Annotated in this window: 22 protein-coding genes; 9 read left to right on the top strand and 13 right to left on the bottom strand. The window is 62.4% G+C overall.

The window, feature by feature from the left end:
* Nucleotides 1-181: 181 nt before the first annotated feature.
* The 5 genes from FJ950_RS16670 to FJ950_RS16650 all read left to right on the top strand — a co-directional run bounded on the left by FJ950_RS16670 (nucleotide 182) and on the right by FJ950_RS16650 (nucleotide 5,167).
* Nucleotides 182-892, top strand: a complete 711-nt coding sequence (locus FJ950_RS16670) for a GntR family transcriptional regulator (RefSeq protein WP_140617574.1) — start codon at nucleotides 182-184, stop codon at nucleotides 890-892.
* A 56-nt stretch (nucleotides 893-948) separates the two neighbouring features.
* The gene (locus FJ950_RS16665) at nucleotides 949-2,115 is read left to right on the top strand and encodes a mandelate racemase/muconate lactonizing enzyme family protein (RefSeq protein ID WP_015319195.1); all 1,167 of its coding nucleotides are present in this window, start codon (nucleotides 949-951) and stop codon (nucleotides 2,113-2,115) included.
* Nucleotides 2,116-2,170: 55 nt separating this feature from the next.
* Nucleotides 2,171-3,529, top strand: coding sequence for a mandelate racemase/muconate lactonizing enzyme family protein (locus FJ950_RS16660; RefSeq protein WP_140617573.1), 1,359 nt, complete (start codon nucleotides 2,171-2,173; stop codon nucleotides 3,527-3,529).
* A gap of 102 nt (nucleotides 3,530-3,631) precedes the next feature.
* Nucleotides 3,632-3,958: an NIPSNAP family protein gene (locus FJ950_RS16655; protein WP_140617572.1), complete on the top strand. Its 327-nt coding sequence runs from the start codon at nucleotides 3,632-3,634 to the stop codon at nucleotides 3,956-3,958.
* 9 nt (nucleotides 3,959-3,967) lie between these two features.
* A complete protein-coding gene (locus FJ950_RS16650) occupies nucleotides 3,968-5,167 on the top strand; it encodes a mandelate racemase/muconate lactonizing enzyme family protein (protein ID WP_015319192.1) in 1,200 nt (399 codons plus the stop codon).
* A gap of 111 nt (nucleotides 5,168-5,278) precedes the next feature.
* Here the strand turns inward: FJ950_RS16650 and FJ950_RS16645 are convergent, their stop codons facing one another.
* The 5 genes from FJ950_RS16645 to FJ950_RS16625 form a co-directional block, all read right to left on the bottom strand.
* Nucleotides 5,279-5,872: a DJ-1/PfpI family protein gene (locus FJ950_RS16645; protein WP_015319191.1), complete on the bottom strand. Its 594-nt coding sequence runs from the start codon at nucleotides 5,870-5,872 to the stop codon at nucleotides 5,279-5,281.
* A gap of 67 nt (nucleotides 5,873-5,939) precedes the next feature.
* Nucleotides 5,940-6,890 (bottom strand): substrate-binding domain-containing protein, encoded by a 951-nt coding sequence (locus tag FJ950_RS16640; protein WP_140617571.1) that lies wholly within the window; start codon nucleotides 6,888-6,890, stop codon nucleotides 5,940-5,942.
* Between the two features lie 55 nt (nucleotides 6,891-6,945).
* Nucleotides 6,946-7,935 (bottom strand): ABC transporter permease, encoded by a 990-nt coding sequence (locus FJ950_RS16635; RefSeq protein ID WP_181171282.1) that lies wholly within the window; start codon nucleotides 7,933-7,935, stop codon nucleotides 6,946-6,948.
* Complete coding sequence (locus tag FJ950_RS16630; RefSeq protein ID WP_140617569.1) at nucleotides 7,932-9,524, bottom strand: sugar ABC transporter ATP-binding protein; 1,593 nt, start codon at nucleotides 9,522-9,524, stop codon at nucleotides 7,932-7,934. The genes FJ950_RS16635 and FJ950_RS16630 overlap by 4 nt, the downstream gene beginning before the upstream one ends.
* Nucleotides 9,525-9,535: 11 nt before the next feature.
* Complete coding sequence (locus tag FJ950_RS16625; RefSeq protein ID WP_015319187.1) at nucleotides 9,536-10,237, bottom strand: GntR family transcriptional regulator; 702 nt, start codon at nucleotides 10,235-10,237, stop codon at nucleotides 9,536-9,538.
* A gap of 154 nt (nucleotides 10,238-10,391) precedes the next feature.
* Here FJ950_RS16625 and FJ950_RS16620 point away from each other — a divergent pair, with 154 nt between their 5' ends.
* The 4 genes from FJ950_RS16620 (at nucleotide 10,392) to FJ950_RS16605 (ending at nucleotide 14,570) form a co-directional block, all read left to right on the top strand.
* Nucleotides 10,392-11,618: an iron-containing alcohol dehydrogenase gene (locus tag FJ950_RS16620; RefSeq protein ID WP_140617568.1), complete on the top strand. Its 1,227-nt coding sequence runs from the start codon at nucleotides 10,392-10,394 to the stop codon at nucleotides 11,616-11,618.
* A gap of 17 nt (nucleotides 11,619-11,635) precedes the next feature.
* On the top strand, nucleotides 11,636-13,123 hold the full coding sequence (locus FJ950_RS16615) for an NAD-dependent succinate-semialdehyde dehydrogenase (RefSeq protein ID WP_140617567.1): 1,488 nt from the start codon (nucleotides 11,636-11,638) through the stop codon (nucleotides 13,121-13,123).
* Between the two features lie 9 nt (nucleotides 13,124-13,132).
* The gene (locus FJ950_RS16610; protein WP_140617566.1) at nucleotides 13,133-13,948 is read left to right on the top strand and encodes an alpha/beta hydrolase; all 816 of its coding nucleotides are present in this window, start codon (nucleotides 13,133-13,135) and stop codon (nucleotides 13,946-13,948) included.
* 154 nt (nucleotides 13,949-14,102) lie between these two features.
* Nucleotides 14,103-14,570 carry a hypothetical protein gene (locus FJ950_RS16605; protein ID WP_246681327.1) on the top strand — a complete coding sequence of 156 codons (468 nt, stop codon included), beginning with the start codon at nucleotides 14,103-14,105 and terminating at the stop codon, nucleotides 14,568-14,570.
* A 37-nt stretch (nucleotides 14,571-14,607) separates the two neighbouring features.
* Here the strand turns inward: FJ950_RS16605 and FJ950_RS16600 are convergent, their stop codons facing one another.
* The 8 genes from FJ950_RS16600 to FJ950_RS16565 form a co-directional block, all read right to left on the bottom strand.
* Complete coding sequence (locus FJ950_RS16600; RefSeq protein WP_140617565.1) at nucleotides 14,608-15,171, bottom strand: hypothetical protein; 564 nt, start codon at nucleotides 15,169-15,171, stop codon at nucleotides 14,608-14,610.
* Nucleotides 15,168-15,740, bottom strand: a complete 573-nt coding sequence (locus tag FJ950_RS16595; protein WP_015319181.1) for a L,D-transpeptidase — start codon at nucleotides 15,738-15,740, stop codon at nucleotides 15,168-15,170. The genes FJ950_RS16600 and FJ950_RS16595 overlap by 4 nt, the downstream gene beginning before the upstream one ends.
* Nucleotides 15,727-16,890, bottom strand: coding sequence for an AAA family ATPase (locus tag FJ950_RS16590; protein WP_140617564.1), 1,164 nt, complete (start codon nucleotides 16,888-16,890; stop codon nucleotides 15,727-15,729). The genes FJ950_RS16595 and FJ950_RS16590 overlap by 14 nt, the downstream gene beginning before the upstream one ends.
* Nucleotides 16,887-17,522 carry a TadE/TadG family type IV pilus assembly protein gene (locus FJ950_RS16585; RefSeq protein WP_140617563.1) on the bottom strand — a complete coding sequence of 212 codons (636 nt, stop codon included), beginning with the start codon at nucleotides 17,520-17,522 and terminating at the stop codon, nucleotides 16,887-16,889. The genes FJ950_RS16590 and FJ950_RS16585 overlap by 4 nt, the downstream gene beginning before the upstream one ends.
* Complete coding sequence (locus FJ950_RS16580; protein WP_140505828.1) at nucleotides 17,516-18,010, bottom strand: TadE/TadG family type IV pilus assembly protein; 495 nt, start codon at nucleotides 18,008-18,010, stop codon at nucleotides 17,516-17,518. Before FJ950_RS16580 ends, FJ950_RS16585 begins: the two co-directional genes overlap by 7 nt.
* A gap of 7 nt (nucleotides 18,011-18,017) precedes the next feature.
* Complete coding sequence (locus tag FJ950_RS16575; protein WP_140617562.1) at nucleotides 18,018-19,529, bottom strand: pilus assembly protein TadG-related protein; 1,512 nt, start codon at nucleotides 19,527-19,529, stop codon at nucleotides 18,018-18,020.
* Between the two features lie 68 nt (nucleotides 19,530-19,597).
* On the bottom strand, nucleotides 19,598-19,873 hold the full coding sequence (locus FJ950_RS16570; protein ID WP_246681326.1) for a hypothetical protein: 276 nt from the start codon (nucleotides 19,871-19,873) through the stop codon (nucleotides 19,598-19,600).
* Nucleotides 19,874-19,877: 4 nt separating this feature from the next.
* The gene (locus FJ950_RS16565; RefSeq protein ID WP_140617560.1) at nucleotides 19,878-21,311 is read right to left on the bottom strand and encodes a type II and III secretion system protein family protein; all 1,434 of its coding nucleotides are present in this window, start codon (nucleotides 21,309-21,311) and stop codon (nucleotides 19,878-19,880) included.
* Between the last annotated feature and the right edge of the window lie 34 nt (nucleotides 21,312-21,345).

Here is a 21,345-nt window from a genome sequence, read left to right as displayed (position 1 = left end):
TATCCTCCCTGGTTCTCCGCCCTGCGATCGCGAGGATGGTTATTGCAGTACGGTGTATCCTCTCGACCACTTGGTACGTTTTCAGAACATGGATTGCCTGTCAACGCACCGGATCGTACATTGTTTATGGGAACCGTGCGTGATATCGGACAGACTGTGTATTAATTTGGGGAGCCGGCCCTTGGCCGAAACAGACGATTTCAAAGCAAAGCCACCCCCGGGGATCGACGCCACCGGAGCCTCCAGCGAGGGTGCCTCGCTTTACGAACTGATCAGGGAAGACATCATCGAGGGACGGCTCGCCGCCAACGAACGGCTTGTTGTGACCGATCTCGCCCGCCGCCACGGCACGTCGACCAATCCCGTGCGCGAGGCCCTGCAACTGTTGCGGGGCGAGGGGTTCGTCATCTTTTCTCCTAACCGCGGGGCGCGTGTAAGGCCCATCGATCAGGATTTCGTCCGCGATATCTACGAGATCGGAGTTCTGATCGAGCCAGCCCTGACGCGATGGTTTGTAGGTATGGCCACCGGCGAGGACATCGCCGAACTCGAACGCATCCAAGGCCTGATCGAAGAGAACAATTTCGCCGACACGTTCAGGCACAGTGAACTGGATACCGCATTTCATACGGTGATGTACCAGCGGCACTATAACCGCCATGCCGCCGAGCTCTGGTGGAAGCATCGCGAAGTGCTGCGAGCGGTGAGCCGGCGTTTCAATTTCACGCTCGCGCGGCGTGCCGCGATCATTCGTGAGCATTGCGAACTCATTGCGCTCATCAAGGCCGGGGAGGCCGACAAGGCGGCCGAACTCATCTCCCGCCACGTCGAGGGTTCCGGCCGGCATGTTCTCGAACAGATGCGTGCACGCAACGCCGCTCGGGCCGGATAGGACGAGGGGTCAGGTCTGGAACAGCGTGGTTGACCACTAGTGAAAAGGCAGTTGAAATGAAAATCACGAGCGTTCGGCCGTGGCTGATCAAGTCTGGTGCTTCCTATTGGGGGGAATTCCTGTTCGTCGAGGTAACGACAGACGAGGGAGTGAGCGGCTGGGGAGAGATCACCACCACCACGAAGCTCGCCAACCGCGCCCTCTGCACGATCCTTCGACAGATCGGAGCCGCCGTGACAGGCGAAGATCCGGCGCGTATCGAATGCCTCTGGCACAAGATCTTCCGCGGCTTCACCTATATGGGTAGCCGTGGCGCCGCGGTCGAATGCGTGAGCGCGATCGACATAGCCCTCTGGGACATCAGGGGCAAAGTCCTCGGCAAGCCGATCTACGAGCTGTTGGGTGGGCCGGTCCGCGATGAGATCGCGCTCTACACCCACCCCAACCAGGCCAAATTCACCAGCAAGGACGCTGTGGTGCGCGAAATCCTGGACATCGTCGAGTCCGGACATACTGCTCTCAAGTTCGACCCCTTCCCCCACCAGGGTCGCGATGCCGACGGTGTGTCGCGCGAACAGCGGGACGGCTATCTCGACGGCGGCATGACCCGCAAGGACGAGCGCGAGGCTGCCGAACTCACGGCTCTGATCCGCGAAACGGCAGGCCCCGACATCGACATCCTCATCGATGCGCACGGCCGCTTCGATGTTCCGACCGCCATTCGCCTCTGTCGCAGCCTCGAGGAGGCCGGCCAGATCGACTGGTTCGAGGAGCCATGCCCGCCCGAGAGCCTTAACGCCCTCAAGCAGGTTCGCGAAAAGGTCAGTGCCGCTATCTCTTGGGGCGAGCGTGGCCACACAAAGTGGGATTTCGTGCCGGTTCTCGAGAACAAGCTCGCCGACTACATCATGCCTGACGTCACCTGGACGGGCGGAATTACCGAACTCAAGAAGATTTCCGCCCTGTGCGAAGCCTACTACATCCCAGTCTCGCCGCATGACGCCGCGGGACCGATCAACGTGGTTGCGGGAGCGCAGGTGATGATGACCGTTCCGAACTTCTACAAGCTCGAAACGTCGGAGTGGAATTTGGGCAAGTACGATCATCTTATCGACAAGCCGCTCGATGTTTCGAACGGTAGCCTCAAGCTCTCGTTGAGGCCGGGTCTCGGCATCGAGATGAACCGCGATTACCTGCAAGCCCATGAGATCGAACTGGGCTAGCAACGCAATCGGCAGCATGCGGGCGACAACCCGCAAATCAGAACGGGGATAAGTCATGCCAAAGACCGATGGAGCCGACGAGGCCCTCAACCGGGTCAACACCGACTCGAAGCCGTCCGAGCTTCGCATCACCGACATGCGGGTGGCCGAGATCGTCGGTGCGCCGTTCACCTCGGCGCTGCTCAAGATCTATACCAACCAAGGCATCGTCGGGCTTGGCGAGGTGCGCGACGGCGCCAGCGCCACCTACGCGCTGATGCTGAAGAGCCGGCTGCTTGGCGAGAACCCCTGCGACATCGATCGCCTGTTTCGCCGCATCAAGCAATTCGGCGGGCACGGTCGGCAGGGCGGCGGCGTCTCGGCGGTCGAGATCGCGCTCTGGGATCTCGCCGGCAAGGCCTATGGCGTTCCCATCTACCAGATGCTCGGCGGCAAGTTCCGCGATCAGGTGCGCGTCTATTGCGATACCGATGCCGAGAAACCGAGCGGCACCGAAACCGGAAAGCGCCTCAAGCAGCGCATGGACCGTGGTTTCACCTTCCTCAAGATGGACCTGGGCTTGATGCAGATCGCCCATGTCCCGGGCGCCGTATCCGCGCCCGCCGGCGCGCTCGAAGAGTTTCATGCCAATCCGCGCGGCCGTGGCGGCACGCTTGAGGAGCGCAAGGCCCGCAATCTCGCCTACGACGCGCAGAACGTGCAGCACCCGTTCACCGGCCTGCATTTCACCGAGAAGGGGATCGACCTGCTCGAGCAGTACATCCACGAGGTTCGCGAGGTGATTGGATACGAGATCCCGCTCGCCATCGACCATGTCGGCCATATCTCGCTGCAGGACGGCATACGCCTGTCGCGTCGCATCGAGAAATACGTACCGGCCTGGCTGGAGGATGTGATCCCCTGGCAACACACCGAGCAGTACCGGCAATTGCAGGGGGCCACCACGGTGCCGATGTGCACCGGCGAAGACATCTACCTCAAGGAAGGCTTCGAGCCGTTGCTCAAGAGCGGCGGCCTCTCCGTTATCCACCCGGACCTGCTCACCAGTGGGGGTATTCTCGAGACCAAGAAGATCGGCGACATGGCGCAGGATCACGGTGTCGCCATGGCCATCCATATGGCCGAAAGCCCGATCGCCGCGATGGCCGCCGCGCATGTCGCGACCGCTACCGAAAACTTCATGGCGCTCGAATACCACTCCGCCGATGTCGAGTGGTGGGACGATATCGTCACCGGCCTGCCCAAGCCGCTCGTCAAGGACGGCTTCATCACCGTGCCCGACAAGCCGGGGTTGGGCATAGACGATGTGGTCGACGAGGTGATCAGCCAGCACCTGCAGCCCGGTGTCACCGGGATATGGCAATCCACCGAGCATTGGGACAATGAATATAGCTGGGACCGGACCTGGAGTTAGCCCAGACTCCTGCCCTCACTCTCCTTGGCTCACAGGGCCGACGACTGACCATTCGTGTCGACCTCTCCCAAGGGAGAGGCGAAGAAGGAAACGGACGAAACCATGATCTACGAACTGCGCATCTATGACTGCCTGCCGGGCAGGCTGCCGGCTTTGCTCAAGCGCTTTTCCGACCAAACGCTGGCCATCTGGGAGAGGCATGGCATCCGCCAAGCCGGGTTTTTCACCACGGCAATCGGCGAAAACAGCAACCGCCTCACCTATTTCCTAGCCTGGGAATCACTGGCCGAGCGTGAGGCGAAATGGACGGCTTTCGTCACCGATCCGGCATGGCACAGGGCCCGGGACGAGTCCGAGCGCGACGGGCAGATCGTTGCCAATATCAGCAGCCAGCTGCTCACGCCGACAGCTTTCTCGTCCGTGAGATAGGACCGCGCGATGAAGATCACCGACCTTCGCTGTGCCGTTATCGGCAAGCACCCCATCGTTCGCGTCGTGACCGACGAGGGCCTCTATGGACTGGGAGAAGTCGAGTTCACCAAGACCTACCTCAAGCCCTTTGTGCTGCATTTCCGCGAGGCGCTGATCGGCGAGGATCCGACCGATGTCGAGCGGGTCATGTTGAAGATCCGCCAACGCGGTTCTTTCAAGCCCTACGGCGCGGCGGTCAGCGCTATCGAACATGCGCTTTGGGACATTGCCGGCAAGGCCGCGGGCGTGCCGGCCTATAAGCTGCTCGGCGGCAAGGTGCGCGACAAGGTACGCGTCTATAACGGCTCGATCCGCCAGAAGCGCACAGGCGACCGGCCGGAGGACTATGCCGCAGACGTCAAATGGATGATGGAGCAGCCGCAGAACTTCTTCATGGTTAAGCAAGGAATCTCGTTCCATTCCAACATGAAGGACACCATCGAGGACTTCCATTACGGCGTGACGCAGAAGAAGGCCGGCTATCACGGCGCCATGGATCAGGGCGTGATCAGCGAACGCGGTTTCAACCACATGCTCGACTGCGTGATCGCGATGAAGGAAGTGCTGGGCGACAAGGTCAGCCTGGCACTCGACTGCGGCCCGGGCTGGATGCTGCCCGATGCGATCAAGTTTGCCCGCGCGGTCGAGAGGTACAATTTGATGTGGCTGGAGGACATGCTGACCGGCGACTATGTGCCGTGGGTCAATCCGCAGGCCTACCGGGAACTGACCACCTCCACCTCGACGCCGATCCATACCGGCGAGCAGATTTACCTCAGGCACAATTTCAAGGAGCTGATCGAGACACAGGCGGTGCGCGTCATCGGCCCCGATCCTGCCGACATCGGCGGCATTGCCGAGCTCAAATGGGTCGCCGAGCACGCCTATATGCACTCGATTCTGATGGCGCCGCATGGCACGGCGAATGGCCTGCTGGGCCTCGGCGCGCTGATCAACGTCTGCGCCACCTTGCCCGCCAATTACGTGGCGTTCGAATACCCCAGTGCCTCGGACCCCTGGTGGAACGACATCGTCATCGGCCTGCCCAAGCAGATCGTGAGGGACAGCATGGTGGATCTGCTGGAAGCACCGGGGCTAGGCCTCGATATCGACGCCGAAAGCGCCAGGAAGTATTTGCTGGCGGAGGATGCCGGATTCTTCGATTGACCGGCGACGGTGGCCCTCGATCTCACCGACCGAGGGCCCGCTTCAAAGACACGTGGATGCACATCCCATCACAACAGAAGCCGGCGCATTGTTGACGCGCGCCGACCTTGTTTAATTATGGCGAATCTCGGTCCCGAGCACCTTCAGGCATTCGCGGATGAAGGCAGCGAGGGCTGTCCATCCCTTGGCCGACACCATGGTTCCGTCGACATACGCCTCCGTCGGCGACAGGTCGATGTAGGTGCCGCCGGCCAGCGTCACTTCCGGTTCGCAAGCGGCGAGCGCGCCGACCTTCTTGCCGCGCACGACACCGTCCACGGCAATCAGAATCTGGACCCCATGGCAGATCGTGAAGATCGGCTTCTGGGTATCGTGGAAGTGGCGCACCATGGCTTGCACCCGTTTGTCGGTGCGGATGTATTCCGGGCCGCGGCCGCCGGCGCAATATACGGCGTGGTATTGATCGAGCTGCTTTTCCGCCTCGGCAAACGTCTTGTTGATCACCTGAAAATGGCCGAGCTTTTCGGTGTAGGTCTGGTCGCCCTCGAAGTCGTGCAGGGAGGTCTTGATGAGGTCTCCTGCCTTCTTGTCCGGGCAGACCACGTGGACCGTGTGACCGACGGCTTCCATTGCTTGCTGGTAGACGAAGATCTCGTACTCCTCGGTGAACTCGCCGGTGAGCATCAATATTTTCTTGCCTGACATGATCATGTCCTCTGTCGTGTGAAAGGGGCGGGGCGAGTCATGCTGCGCCCCGCATTGATTGCGTTCTTCAGAACGGAGAGTCGGGGAAGAAGTATTCCTTGGCGTTGTCCTTGGTGATCAGCGGCGCGTCCAGCTTGACGGCGCCGCGAACCGGGGCCTGGCCAACCAAATTGGCCATGGTCATGTAGATGGCCGTCTTGATCATGGACGGCGGGTAGGGGGTCTCGACGGGGGTCATGCTGTCGCCGTCAATGACCTTCTTGACGATGTCCTTCATGCCGTTGCCGCCAAGCGCCAGCTTGATATCGGTGCGGCCCGACTGCTTGACCGCCTCGAGCACCCCCAGCAGCATGTCGTCGTCGTTCGCCCACACCGCGTCGATGTGCGGATATTTGGCGAGGTAGTCCTGCATCAGCTTGAAGGCTTCGTCGCTGTTCCAATGAGCGTACTGAATGTCGAGAACCTTGAGGCCGGTCCCGGCGATGGCGTCCTGAAAGCCCTTGATGCGCTCATCGTCGATCACCGTTGGGATGCCGCGCAGGACAACCAGGTCGCCCCTGCCGCCAAGCTTGTCGATCATGTATTTCGCGGTGTTGCGCCCGACGGCGATGTTGTCGCCGGCGACGTAGAGGCCCTGGATGGTCGGGTCGGTCAGGCCACGGTCGACGACGGTGATGAAGGTGCCCTTCTCCTTGATGGCCTTGACCGGTTCGGTCAATTCTTCCGAGGAGTAAGGCAGGATCACCAGCGCATCGATCTTGCGTGAGGCGGAGAGATCCTCGATCGCCGACACCTGATCGGCCGCCGACGGCGACGTCTTTACGATGACCTCGACGCCGGGGAAAGCCGCGTTGATTTCCTTGGCCGCCGTCTGCGCGTGATAGACGACGCCGGCGGTCCAGCCGTGGTCGGCGGCCGGTATCGAAACGGCGATGACTTTCTTGTCCTCGGCCATGGCATGGCCAGTCAGCAGCAGCGAGCCGAGCGCGGCCGCAGCCATCCATCTTTTACTAAACATTTTCTTCTCCCAGATTGGACCTGCAAAGACGCACCCGTGTGGTCCGGACACGGGGCTATTTCGAATTCGAGAACCTCTGAATGAGCATCGCGATGATGATGATGACGCCCTGAACCGCGGCAACCAGGTACTCGGAGACGAAGTCCGACAGCACCATGAGATTGGCGATCAGCTCCAGAATGACGGCGCCGGCGACGGTTCCCCAGACATGACCCTTGCCGCCACGCAGCGCCGTGCCGCCGATCACCACGGCGGTGATCACCTGCAGTTCCCAGAGGTGCCCGGTGGTCGGCGTTGCGGCACCTAGTCGCGGTACGTAGCAGATCGCGGCGATGGCTACGCAAACGCCTTGGACGATGTAAGCAATGGTGCGCGTCTTGATGACGGAGATGCCGGAATAGCGCGCGACGTCCTCGTTTGCGCCCACCGCCGCACATTTGCGCCCATACTTCATCTTGTAGAGGACGAACGATGCGACCGCGGCGACGGCGACGGATATCAGGATCGGGATCGGGACACCGCCGACGGTGCCGAAATAGACCGGCCGATACGCTTCGCGCAGCGACCGGTCTATTGGTATCGTGCCGCCGTCGGTCAGATAGGTGATCAACGCGCGGAAAATGCCCATTGTGCCGAGCGTCGCAATGAACGGTTCGATCCGGCCTATGGTGACGATTAGGCCGTTGGCGAGGCCACACATAAGACCGACCAGGGTCGCCACGAGCATTCCAGCCGGTATCGCCCACAGGCCGGCGTGCGGCGCCACCGCGTTCATGAACATGATGGTGATGCCGGTGACGAAGGCGGCCATCGAGCCGACGGAAAGATCGAGCCCTCCCGACGAGATAACGAACGTCGCGCCGACAGCGATGATGGCGATGAAGGCGCTGCGGGTGATGACGTTGGCAAGGTTGGTCGCGGAGAGGAAGTCTGGATTGATGAGGAAGCCGACCACCAGCAGGGCGGCCAATGCCAGGAAGGGACCCACGTCGGTCCAGGTGATGTTCAAATCACCGACGCGATGTGTGGATGGGGATCCGGTCATGACAGCCATTCTGTTCCTCCCTCGGCCTTCGGCCTCGGTTTCGGGCCGCTTGTCGCCAGCAGCGCCACATTGCTTTCGGTCATCTCGGCGCCTTGGACCTCGCCCGTCAGGCGGCCTTCCCGCATGACGAGGATGCGGTCGCAGATGCCGATCAGCTCCTGCATTTCCGACGAGATGACGATGCAGGCTTTGCCGCTGCCGACGATGGCGTGGATGAAGGCGTAGATCTGAGCCTTGTTGGCGATGTCGATGCCACGGGTCGGTTCATCGATGACGACCACAGAGGGGTTGGTGAGCAGCACCTTGGCGAGCAGCAGCTTCTGCTGATTGCCGCCGGAAAGCTGTCCCGCCTTCACGCCAGGGCTCTTGAGCCGGATATCGTAGCTCCGGACGGCCTCTGTCAGCGCGGCCGACTCGCGGCGTCTGCTGAGAGCCAGTGCGGGATGGAACCGTTCAAGTGCGGAAAGCGTGAGGTTGGGCGCCAGCCGTTCCTCGAGGAGCAGGCCCTTGCTCTTTCGGTCCTCGGTCAGGTAACCGATGCCTGCGTCGATCGCTTCGCGTTGCGAGCGGATCCGGACGGGCCGTCCCTCGAGTTCGATCACGGCGTGGGCCGGACGCAGGCCCACCAGCCCTTCGAACAGTTCCGTGCGGCCCGCGCCGATCATGCCGGCAAAGCCAAGAATTTCGCCCCTGTGGACGGTGAAAGAGACGTCTTCGGCGTAGCCCGGGACGGTGGCGTTTTTCACGCTCAGCATCGGCTCATTGGACGGTGCGCTCTTCTGCGGGTAAAGCGTTGCAAGCTCGCGGCCGACCATCAGGCGTGCCATGTCCATCTGCGTCAAGGCCGTGCCCGGATAGGTGCCGACCATCCTGCCGTCGCGCAGCACGGTCACCTTGTCGGCAAGCTGCTGCACCTCATCCAGCCGATGGCTGATATAGAGGACGGCCGTGCCATGACCTTTTAGCTGCCGGACGATTTCGAGGAGCCGATCCACTTCCTCGCCGGTCAGCACGGCGGTCGGTTCGTCGAAGATCACGACCTTGTAGTCGTCGAGCAGCGCGCGGGCGATCTGGACCAGCTGGCGGTCGGCCAGCGAGATGTCGCGCACCAGCGCGGTCGGCGAGACCGCGCAGCCGATCCGTGCCAGCTTCTCGGCTGCCAGGCGCCGCATGGCGCGGTCGTCCATCACATGGCGGCGCGAAAGCTCGCGGCCGAGAAATAGGTTGTCCGTCACCGTAAGCGCTTCGGCGAGCAGGATCTCCTGGTGGACGAGGGCGATGCCGGCTTTCTGGGCCTGGTCGGGCTTGGCGAACGTCACCGGCCGACCGGCCATGGACAAGGTGCCGCGGGTGGGCTCGGCATAGCCGGACAGCAGCCGCATCAAAGTGGATTTTCCGGCACCGTTCTCGCCGATGATGGCGTGGATTTCGCCCGGCAGGATGTCGAGCGTGACGTCGGAGAGCACGGTCACCGGCCCATATTGCTTCGAGAGACCCTGAGCGCGCAGCACCGGCTCCACGGCCCCGGGCGCACTGCCGCCGGGCAGCGCACTTCCTCCCTCTCCGGCAATATTGGCAGTAACGGACATTCGTTCAGGCCTCAATCGAAGGCCGGCAGCAGGCGATCGCGCGAGTGCTCGATGTGGGCGCGCATTGCTTTCGCGGCGGCATCCGGATCGGCAGAGCCGAACGCGGCGAGGATCGCCTCATGCTCGTCCAGCGCCTCCTCGGTCACGCGGGAATGGTACATCAGGCGGAAAATGTGGAAGTGGGTGTGTTGAAAACCCAGCGTCTCGCGGATGAGCTCGTTTTCGGCGTATTCCATGATCTTGTCGTGGAAGATCGCGTCCTGCCTGGCGAAGTTCGAATAACGCAGGCGCTCGTCCTTGCCCTCGCGGCGCGACATCACGCCTGCGGCCTCCAGCAGCGTGCCGAGTTTGGCTTCGTCCATCGTGGCAGCGGCTTTCGCCGCGCCGTGCGGTTCGAGCAGGAGACGCATTTCGTACAATTCGTCGAAACGACGCCGCGTGATCTGCGGCGCGGCGCGATATCCGATCAGGTGCGTCTTCAGAACCAGTCCTTCGCCTTCGAGACGCCCCAGCGCCTCGCGGATCGGCGTATGGGAAACGTCGAACTCCTTGACCAGATTGTCGACGGTGATGCGCGAACCGGGCGCGATCTTCAGCGACATCAGCTGGGCGAAGATGGCCTCGTAGACGTCCTCGGCCAGGCTGCCGGCCCGCTGAATGCGGCCCGCTCCCGTGGGCGCTTCACCATTATTGCTCAAACTGACAGATTGCATTTTTCGCCTCTCGACTGGGGAGACTGCTAACACGAGGGTTTGACCGATGCAATACTATATCCTATACGATTTTATCGGCGCCGCTCAATTGAGGATTTTCGGTGCGGATTTTTGCAATGCGTTTCTCCGAAACTCCCCAAGGATGCAGCCTGTCATGAGCCTTCTCACAGCCCTCCGGCTCCCACGCGAAATTCTATTCGGAAAGGGACAACGTCATGCGCTGCCAGCCGTGGCCGGCCGCCATGGCCGCCGCGCCCTGGTCTGCACCGACGAGCGTTTCGCCGGCACCGGCGTGTTCGCCGAAATGATGGAATCCCTGCGGTCGGCATCGATCGACGTGCTGGTTCACGACGGTGTCCTCCCGGACGTGCCGCGCGATTCGGTGGCGGTCTGCGTCGAGGAAGCGAGGGGCTTCCGGCCAGATATGGTGATCGGCATCGGCGGCGGCAGCTGTCTCGATTTCGCCAAATGTGCCGCCTTGCTGATCAGCCATGGCGGCGAGCTGCGGGACTACTACGGCGAGTTCAAGGTCCCGGGGCCGATGCTGCCGCTGATCGCCGTGCCGACCACGGCTGGCACAGGATCGGAGGTGACGCCCGTTGCAGTGATATCGGATCCGGACCGGACGCTCAAAGTCGGCATATCGAGCCCCTATCTCATTGCTGCCGTTGCCGTCTGCGACCCCGAACTGACAATGACTTGTCCGCCGGGCCTGACCGCGGTTGCCGGTGCCGACGCGCTCACGCATGCGATCGAGGCCTTTACGGCCATGCGCCGGGACGGGGACTTCAGCCTGCCGCAGCGCCACGTGTTCATCGGCAAGACGCCGCTGACCGACCATTTCGCGCTGCTGGCCGTCAAACTTCTCGGCCGCAGCCTGGAGAAGGCGTGCATTGACGGCGGCGACGCCGAGGCGCGCTCCGACGTGATGATGGGAGCGCTGGCTGCGGGTTGCGCGTTCGGCACCGCCGGCACGGCGGCAGCGCACGCGGTGCAATACCCGGCCGGCGCGCTCACACATACGCCGCATGGGCTGGGAGTGGCGACAATGATGCCTTACGTCATGAGCTACAACAGCCGCGTGGCCGCGGGTGAGATCGCCGAGATAGGGATTGCTCTTGGCCTCGAGCCGAACGGTCGTGGTATCGACGAAATGGCGGACGCGACCATCGAGGAGATCAGGCGCTTGTTTGCGGCGATCGGCATCACCCCGACGCTGGCCGGTCTGGGGCTCCCGACCGACAAGCTCGACTGGACCGCCGAGCAGGCGCTCGGCATCGATCGCCTGATCAAGAACAACCCGCGCCCATTCGACCTCGCCGCCATGCGCCGCCTTGTCCAGGCGGCCTATGACGGCGATCTCACCGCCTGCGCCATGTGAACGTCAGGAACAAGACGATGAACCTTCCCTACAATGCCTTCCCTCTCGATCAGGATCCGTACGACGTTCGGGGCTTTCCGCACCGGCTCTACATTGGCGGACAATGGCTGCCGTCGTCCGACGGCGGGCTCATCGAGGTCACCGATCCATCCTCCGGCGCGGTGATCGCGGCGGTCCCCGATGCGACCCTGGAGGATGCCGCCGCCGCGGTCGAGGCAGCGGCCAAGGCCGCCAAGGGGTGGCGCGAGACAGCGCCGCGCAAGCGCTCGGAGATTCTCAGGCGCTGTTTCGAGCTGATGGTCGAGCGGTCGGAGACGCTTGCCATGCTGATCTCGCTGGAGAACGGCAAGGCCCTGCGCGACGCGCGCGGCGAGGTCGCCTATGCAGCTGAATTCTTCCGCTGGAACGCCGAGGAAGCGGTTCGTATCACCGGCGAGTTCGGCACCGCCCCGTCCGGCGCGAACCGCATCGTCGTCGACTACCAGCCGATCGGCATATGCGTCCTCATCACGCCGTGGAATTTCCCCGCCGCGATGGCGACGCGCAAGATCGCACCGGCACTCGCGGCAGGCTGCACGGTCATTCTGAAACCGGCCAGCGAGACGCCGCTGACCGCCTATGCGCTGGCCGCGCTCTACAGCGAAGCCGGCGTACCGGACGGTGTCGTGAACGTGCTGACGACGTCGACACCCGGCCCCCTGACGTCGGCCATGCTGGCCGATCCGCGCGTCAGGAAGCTCTCCTTCACCGGTTCGACCGGGATCGGCCGGGCCTTGCTCGCCGAGGCCGCCAAGCATGTGATTTCCTGTTCCATGGAGCTTGGCGGCAATGCACCCTTCATCGTCTTCGACGATGCCGATCTCGACGCGGCCCTCGACGGCGCCATGATCGCCAAAATGCGCAATGCCGGCGAAGCCTGTACGGCGGCCAACCGCATCTACGTCCAGTCCGGCATCCACAATGCGTTCGCCGACGGTCTTGCGCGGCGCATGGCTGCGCTCAAGATCGGCGCCGGCACCAAGGCGGACACCGAATGTGGACCCATGATCACCAAGAAGGCGGTCGACAAGATCGACCGGCTGGTCAAGGACGCGGTCAGCCGGGGGGCCAAGGTACTGTGCGGCGGCTCGGTGCCTGAAGGGGATGGCTTTTTCTATCCGCCGACCGTCCTGGCCGAAGTCTCGCCGGACGCCGACATGGCGCATGAGGAGATCTTCGGCCCGGTGGCGCCCATCACCCGCTTCGAGAGCGAGGCGCAGGCCATCCTCCACGCCAACAACACCGAATACGGCCTCGCCGCCTATCTCTACACCCGCGATGTGGCACGCGGCATGCGGGTGGCCGCCGAGATCGAGGCCGGCATGATCGGCCTCAACCGCGGCCTGATGTCGGATCCCGCCGCGCCCTTCGGCGGAGTCAAGCAGAGCGGCCTCGGGCGGGAAGGGGGCCAGCATCACGGCATCGCCGAGTTCATGGAGGCCAAATACATCGCTGTAACCTTCTGAGCGGACACCATGTCGAAGGACCCTTTTCGCACCCGTGACCACGTTGCCGATTTCGATGACATCGTGGCCGACATCGTCGCCCGCAGCACCGCGACGCGGGCTTCGCTGCCGATGCTGGCGGACATCGCCTATGGCCCGCACGAGGCCGAACGCCTCGACCTGTTCTTTCCGGAGAGACCGCGCAGGAACCTCCCGGTGCACATCTTCATCCATGGCGGTTATTGGCGCATGTTCGCCAAGAGCGACTATTCCTACATTGCCGAAACGGTGACGAGCGCAGGGGCAATCGCGGTCGTGATCGACTACGCGCTGATGCCCGCCGTCAGGATGGCGGCAATCGTCGACCAGGTCCGGCGCGCGAGGCAATGGGTGCTGGATAATATTGCCAGCCATGGCGGCGATCCTGGTCGGCTAAGCGTCAGCGGTCATTCCGCCGGGGCGCATCTGGCGACCTTTTTGTTCGACGAGGGGTCGGCACGTCCGCCCTCGGCGGCACTTCTGCTCGGCGGGCTCTACGATTTGAAGCCCCTCCAGCAATCCTTCCTTGAGCCCTTGATAGGCCTGACCGACACGGAAGTCGGGGCGTATTCGCCGATGAGCAAATCCCACTCGTCGCGGACAAAGGTCACGCTGCTGGTCGGCGAGCGGGAAACCGAACCGTTTCACCTGCAGGCCAGATTGTTTGCCGATCGCCTGACGGAGCAGCGCCTGACGGCTTCGATCGGCATCGTCGAGGGGCGCAATCACATGGACAGCGTCCGGGATTTGGGTGTCAGGCATACAAAAGCGGGCACTTGGCTGTACGACATGATCCGAGCCGCTTGATCGGTCCTGTCTCAGCCGAAACCTTCCCCCGTTAAGCCTTGCGCAACTCATGGCGCGTAATCTGCGTGCCAGATTGCGAGGCACCATGAAGCGCCAACCACTATTGCTTTTCGCCTTTCCTGCCTGTGTCCTGCTGATCCTCGCGGCGGAGCGAATGGCCACGCTCCTGCTCGGAACCTACCCGGCAAGCCCCGATATGTGGAAGATCTGGCTCGCCTTGCATCCCTCGTCGGGCATGGTCTGGCAGCAGGTAGATGTCTATCTGGGAGGGTCGATAGTCCTCGATTTCGCTCTGCTGGGCGCGGCCCTGGTGGTCTGCTGGATGGCAAGCCGGGCCAGAAGGTCGGCCGCATTCTTTCTTGCCAACCACGGCATCTTGGTCCTCGCGGCGTCGATGATTTTCATCGGCGGCCGTTCGCAGACCGCCAGCACCATTGCCGCGTTCACGGCGCCGAGCGGCTTTCGGTTCTCGCTGATGATGGACTTCACCTGGCTGAACTGCCTGCTGGCGGTCATCGGGGTCACCGCCTGCGCCTATTGCCACCTTGCCTATGTCCGTGAACTCGGCATGCGCGTTGAATCGCGGCGCGTCCGGATCATGGCACTGCAGCGGGATTTCTAGACCAGCGCAGCGCTACGGGCCGCGCGCAGGTCCCGACCTAGTTTATCTTGTGATAGGTGACCTTGCCTTCCGGCGATACGCTCCGCTGGTAGTTGGAGCTTGGCGCGGGAGGCGCTGCCGGAGCCGACCGCCTTCGCGTTACCCGCGGCATGTCCCCGATGGCAGGCTCCGCGTCGGCGGCGCTGGCGACCGCCGCCATGTCTTCGGCGGGCGAGGGGAGTTCGACGACGCGCGGCTCGTCGCCACCGTGATTTCCCGACATCTCCGGGGGCTGCCGGGCGATGTTGGCGTTGACCTCGCCGAAGCTCGCCCGCAGCCGGTCGTCCAGCGCCTCGAACCGGCTTTGAAATCCATTGTTGACGGTGTCGAGCCGCGCGCTCATGCGCTGCTCGAACTGGCCGAGGTCCTCCAGCCGCGCCTCGATTGCGCGCAGATCGTTGATGCCGCGGTAGAGATAGACGGCCGCGGTGGCGTTCAGCAGGGCAAACAGCGCCAGGCCGACAGCGACGGCAATGGCGAGCCTGGACCGGCTCTTCTCCCTGTCGAGCAACAGCGGTTCGACCGCTATCACAAGGTCGTCGGGATCGCTGATCGTCGTCATTGGACCACCACCTTGGTGCCGACAGGCACGCGCCTGAAAAGATCGATGACATCGGTATTCGTCAGGCGAAAACAGCCCGACGTGCCGTCGAAACCCACGCCCGAAGGGTCGTTGGTGCCATGGATGCGATAGAGCGTGTCGCGGCCGTCCCGAAGCAGATAGAGCGCCCTTGCGCCGAGCGGATTGTACGGCCCCGAGGGCACCATGTCAGGCAATTCCGGCTGGCGGGCGCGCATTTCCCTGGGCGGCCGCCACGCCGGCCACTCGGTCTTGGCTCCCACCTGGACCGTACCCGTCCAGCCGAAGCCGTCGCGTCCGACACTGATCCGGTAGCGCAGGGCCTCGCCCTTGCCGGTCACCAGATAGAGCGCTTTTTCCTGCTTGCGGATGATGATGGTCCCGGTCTTCTCCTGGGTGGAAAACGCCACCGTCTTGCGCAGGCTGGGACCCATGGCCGGCAGAGGCGGGCGGCTGTCCGCCAACGCGGTCTGCCCGGCCGCGGGCGCCAGCGCCAGGCCAAGCAGGCAGGCGGCTGTCAGCCGCAAGCGATGGCCGCTAGCGGGCCGCATCGTCGAGCCGCTCGCGGAACATCTTCTTCAGGTCCTTGTTGAAGCGCGCCCGCCCATCCACTTCGGACGGCAGCATGGCGCGGTTCAGCGCGTCGGCCAGCAGGGCGTTGTCGAGGCCGACCGACTTGATGTGCGGCGCCTTGAAGATCTTCTCCAGCTCGCTGCGCGAGAAGTGGTTGCCGAACCATTTGCGCTTGTGCTTGTTGGCGACCAGCGTGATTGAGACGGCATTGCCGCGCAGCTCGCGGATCTTCTTGTAGAGCCGTTTGCCTTGCCGCAGCGAGGCGACATTCAGTTCGAAGACGATGAAGATCTCGTCGCTCGTCGACAGCACGGAATTGTGCCAGGGCGTTTCGATGTTCGGCAGGTCGATGACGATGTCGTCGAAACGGTAGGCGACGAGGTCGAGCAGCCGGAAGACGAAGTCGGCGCCCTGCGGCTCGAACGGCAGCTGCGGCCGCTCGAAGGCGTAGAGCGTCAGGCCGGAAGGCCGCGACAGCTTGATGACGTCCATCAGTTCGACGTCGAGCCGTTCCGGCTGGCCGATGATGCCGGCAAGGTCGAACTGGTTGAACAGGTTGAGATAGGCGCCGCAATTGGCGCTCTGGAAGTCGAGGTCGACCAGGCAGGTCGAGGCCGCGCGCTCGGCCGATTTCGAGGCCAGGAATTCGGCCGCCGACAGCGCCAGTGTCGTGGCGCCGGCGCCGCCGCTGGCGCCGATGAAGGTGATGATCCGGCTCTTGGCGCCCTGGTTGCCGCTGTCGTGGAAGGTCACGGCGTTGAGCAGTTCCTTGCCGTCGAGCGGCTTGTGCAGCCAGTCGGAGGCATTCATGCGCACCAGGACGCGTGTCTGCTCCGACGTCAGCTCGTCCGAAACCGCGATCAGCGGCACACCAGCCCACAGCGCGCGCCCCTCGACAATGCCTGGATTGCCAAGCAATTCGCCATTGCCGAGATCGAGGATGACGATGCCCGGGCGCGTGTCGGCCGGCGGCCCCTTGAGAAAATCGCCCGTCTCGGCAACCCGCACATCATAGATCGCCAGCGCATCGAGCCGCGTCGCCACATCGCGCTTGAAGTTCGGATCCGACGAGAACAGCGCGACCTGCTTGCGCTTGGTGGGGGTAACCTTGGTGCTGATGGCGTTCATGGCCAGGTGCTCTTGATGTCTTCGCCCGTAACCGTGCTCAGCATGGAGGGCATGTTGATGTTTCCGAACCCGAGCAATCCGCCCAGGAAGAAGAACTGGAAGGGATGATTGGTGATGCTGACGGTGATCGTTGGCACCGGGCCGCTGGGGCGCGTCCAGTAGCCGAGGCCGGAGGCCTGATATTGGATCCGCACCTCGGACTTAGCCAGCATTGGCAGGAAAGTCTGCATTCCGGCCCGGCTGCTGTTGCCGCTGAAAATGAAATCAAAAGCGGCTTGGCTTACATTGAGGTTCTGACACGTAGCGCCCACGCCACAAGTGCAAGTGACGCTTCCCGCGGTATTGGCGGTGCAGATATAGTTGTAGGTGTTTGCAGCCACCGCGGTGCCGACTTTGGTTACATCGCTCTGCGTTATCGTCTCCACCAGGAGCCCGCTGGCGACAGGTGTAGAAATCTGCGCCAACCTTGCGCCGGCTTGCACCGCTTTATTCCCTGCATTCCATTGGTAAAAGGCGTAGCCGAAATCGACGAAGCCAAGCAGAAGCGTCAACAGTAGCGGCATCACTATGGCCATTTCGACCATAGTCGCTCCGGACTGGTTGGCCCAAAACTTGATGCGCTCCGTCACCATCCAATGACTCGTTCCTGATGGGACACGCTCAGCGTGAGAGCACCAAAGCCGAGAGACGACCAGAAGCCGACGTCGGAATAAGAATAGGTGGTACTGACGTCCACGACATCGACAGTGCTCTTGCTGCTAAGATAAAGCTGCGTGCCCGTGGCCACATCAACCGCGTCCAGCGAGCGCGCCATGGTGATGTCAACTGCCGCCGGCAGCCATCCGGTCACCCTGGCGCTGCCGTTGGCGACCGCCCCATTGGCAGCAAGGTTTTGAGCCCGCCCCTTGCAGGTCTCCCAGTCACTGCTGCATCGTGCCATGTAGCGACCCGCATCCTCAACGCCGGCTTCGAGAAGCAGGCGCGTGTTCAGGATGTTGGAGAACTCAAACACACCAGCCGATAACAACAACACGAGTGGTATGGTGATCGCGGCTTCCACCAAAGCGGCGCCACTTTCGTCGCCTTGAAACCGCCCGATGATTTTGCCGAATCTGGTCATGTCGACTCTACCGATACAGTTGGGCTTCGTTGCGGAATGCTTTGTCTAGAAGGGTGTTGTTCGCAAACCCTCCATCGACGTCGACGATCTCAAGGCTGATCGGCTTTTCGCCAGCCGAAGGATCTTCGGGGTCTTTGGTGTTATCCTGCTTCTGGATGGGGCTGTTTATAAAGACGCTGGCATAGCCATCAGGCTTGAGCTGGACATGGCCATTGATCTTGGCTTGGTTGGCGATGCAGTCGACGATCGCCATGTTGAGCAACCGCCGATCGGGGTCAGCTGTCGGCGTCGTGCCTTTGAAGCAGGCCGGAATGCCGGTTTCCTTTGTCGGCGCCTTGGACTTGTCCCCGACGAGCCCGTTCGCAATCTCGTACTTATAGACGTCATATCTCGACGCCGGCACAGCGGCGCCGGTCGGGTTGGTGGTGCTAGGGACGGAGGGATATGCCGCACCGTGATTGATCAGCCAATAATTGGTGCGATCCCAGGTCGAGTTCGTCATCCCCGTGGTGGAATCGAAGCTGTTGCCCGGCGGCAGCGCCATGGCCGTCCCGTCCGTATTGGGTGTGTATTTGTTGCAGTTAGAGGTTTTATCTACCCCCTTGCGAACATTGCTCGCCGGCCGATATTGCCAATCGGTGTCATGGCTCTTCAGCGAAGTGCTGTAGATGTCGAAACGTACATTGAGACCAGCGTTGACCTGGCCCAGGGTGACGCCGGTCTTAGTGGTGAGCTTATCGCGTTGATAGCAGGTGCCGGCGGTTCCGATAGCGAGCGCGTCCCGCAATGACGTGAGATTGTTGTCGATCAGTCCGAAATTGCCTGGGCCGGGGTTCGAGTCAACCTTGAGGATACGGTATTCGCGGCTATAGGCGAGCCCGGCGGCGAACGCCTGCTGGATGGTTTTGCTGGTCAACGGGTCGGTCGTCTCGAACGGATTGCACATGAAGATTGGCACCGTTTCGCAGATCGACTGGACAAATCCGGCGACAGCCTGCGGCTTGATATCAAAGGTGTTGCTGCCGCCTAGAAAGCTTGCCGGAAAAATCGCCCCGAAAGCACCGGCACCATCGGTCAAACCGGAAGGATTCACGGAGACGAGGGCGAATGACACCGCTTTCGGATCGGTACTTGCCCACGCCACGCCATTCGCGTCAACGCCGTCAGCGTCCAATCCCGTGCTGTCGCTGGCGGGTATCCCGGTCAGATACTTGATGGTCACGTCCGCCAGGGCGAGAGTGTGGTCGCCAGTGGAGGTGGAAAATTTGGTGGTGTTGGTCAGAAGGGTTGTAGCGGCCAGATTTGCCCGGGTGATCGAATCCGGCCTGCCATCCAGTTCAGCGGCCGTCGCTAGCGCAAGCGCATCGACGCCTTTCTGAAGATCATTGTGCAGTCCGTAGGCCCGGCTCATATCGATTGCCAGCAGAGCGAAGCCGATAAGCACCGGCAGCATGATCGCCACGAGGATCATCGCTACGCCGCGTTGATCGTTCCAGAAGGCACGAATGGTCCCCAACATGACCTTACTCTCTGCTCTCTTGCAGGGCCCCTCGCATGCCCGGCGCCCTCCGCATCCTTCCGTTCAGTTCACGGCGTCGTCACACCCGACCCGCCGACATTGACCGTGATGGCTGGCGGCGGCGGCGGTGGTGGCGGATATTTGTAATTGTGCGCAACAAGTGCGGCGCGCATGCCGTCGCCTTCGATATGTGTGTTCCTGGAGGCCGGGTTGAGCGGGTCCACCGTCTGCAGCAGCGAATTGTATTTCTGCGTGTCGCCGGCAGCCAGGGTCACCGAGTCGTAGTGGTTCAGATAGTCCGCGGCACAGCCCGAAAGCGACCCGGCAAACAGAATGAGGATCAAGGCGCTATTTCTTGACATAGAGCATCTTGTCCTTCGATTTGAAATCCAGCATGTGGCCATAGGGGCCGGTGACGCCTTCGCCATGTTCATACTTGCGGATCATGTCCTTGTTCACTTCGAGCTGGCCGAGCACGAAGAACTCCGGATCGTTCGCCGGCCGCGTCTTGTCGAACGGCGTCGCCAGCTGCTCGCCGGGCTTCACCGGCCGCACGATATGCGGCGTGACGACGACGACCAGTTCGGTCTCTTCCTTCTGGCTGCTCGAATTGCGGAACAGCGTGCCGATGACAGGCACCTGGCCCAGCCACGGCACCTGGTTCTGCAGCTTGGTGGTCTTGCTGGACAGGAGCCCACCGACGGCGAAGCTCTGGCCGTCGCGCAGTTCGACCACGGTTTCCAGCTTGCGGTTGGTGAAGATCGGGTCGCCGGCGGTGGTGAAGCCGGTCAGGTCGCTGACCTCCGGCGCCAGCTGGATGTGGATCTTGTCGTCGGCGAGCACGACCGGCGTGAACAGAAGATTGACGCCGAATTGCTTGTATTCGATCTGGACCTCGCCATTCTTGTCGACGCTGCGGATCGGAACCTGGCCGCCCGCGTTGAAGCTGGCCGGTTCGCCGGAAAGCGTGGTGAGGTTTGGCTCGGCCAGCGTGCGCACGACGCCCTTGGCCTCCAGCGCCTCGATGATCAGATCGACCTTGATGTTGCTGTCGATGACGCGAGTGATCAAGGCTGCGAAGGGATTGCTGTTCGACAACAGGCCACTGACCAGATCACCCGTACCGAGCACTGCTCCGTCCGCATCGACCGTGGCAATACCTGTTCCAGTCCGGGTCGTGCCTCTGCTGTTCGTGCTCTTGATCGACACACCGAGATCGCGGCCGGCGTTGCGCTTGGCTTCCAGCACGCGCACTTCGAGATTGACCTGCTGGCTGTCGTCGACGGTGACTGCATTGATGATGGCGTCGGGACCATATTGCTGCGCCACTTCCATGATCGCCGCCAGCGTGGCGCCGTCCTTGACATGACCGCCAAGCCGCACCCTGCCATTCACCGAGCCGATTTCGATGCGCGACCTTGGCGACACCTGGCGGATCGCCGCCGCCATGTCGCTGACATCGACGCCGACCTCGATCTGGATGACCCCGAGCGATCGCTTGTCGGGTGAGAACAGGTTGACAGTGGTGGTGCCGGCGCCCTTGCCGATGACGTAGAGCGTACGGTCGGTCATTGGCTGCGCATCGGCGATCTTCTCGTCGCCGACGACGATATCGCCGAGATTGGCATTCACCTGGAGCGTCACCGATTGCGACATCGGCAGGAAGATACGATGGACGCTCGGGTTCGACACGTCGATGAAGCGGTCGGCGGCATCGGCCGCAACGCTCGACAGCAGCGCCATAAGCACGGCCGCCGCCATCCTCAACCAAAACCCCTTCATTCCCCGTCTCCCCAAATGCTGCTTGAGGCAGCCA

The organism is Mesorhizobium sp. B2-3-14, assembly GCF_006442175.1.
GTDB classification, from domain to species: Bacteria; Pseudomonadota; Alphaproteobacteria; order Rhizobiales; family Rhizobiaceae; genus Mesorhizobium; species Mesorhizobium australicum.
Note: the sequence above shows the minus strand (reverse complement) of the source record. Positions and strands in the feature narration are given on the sequence as shown.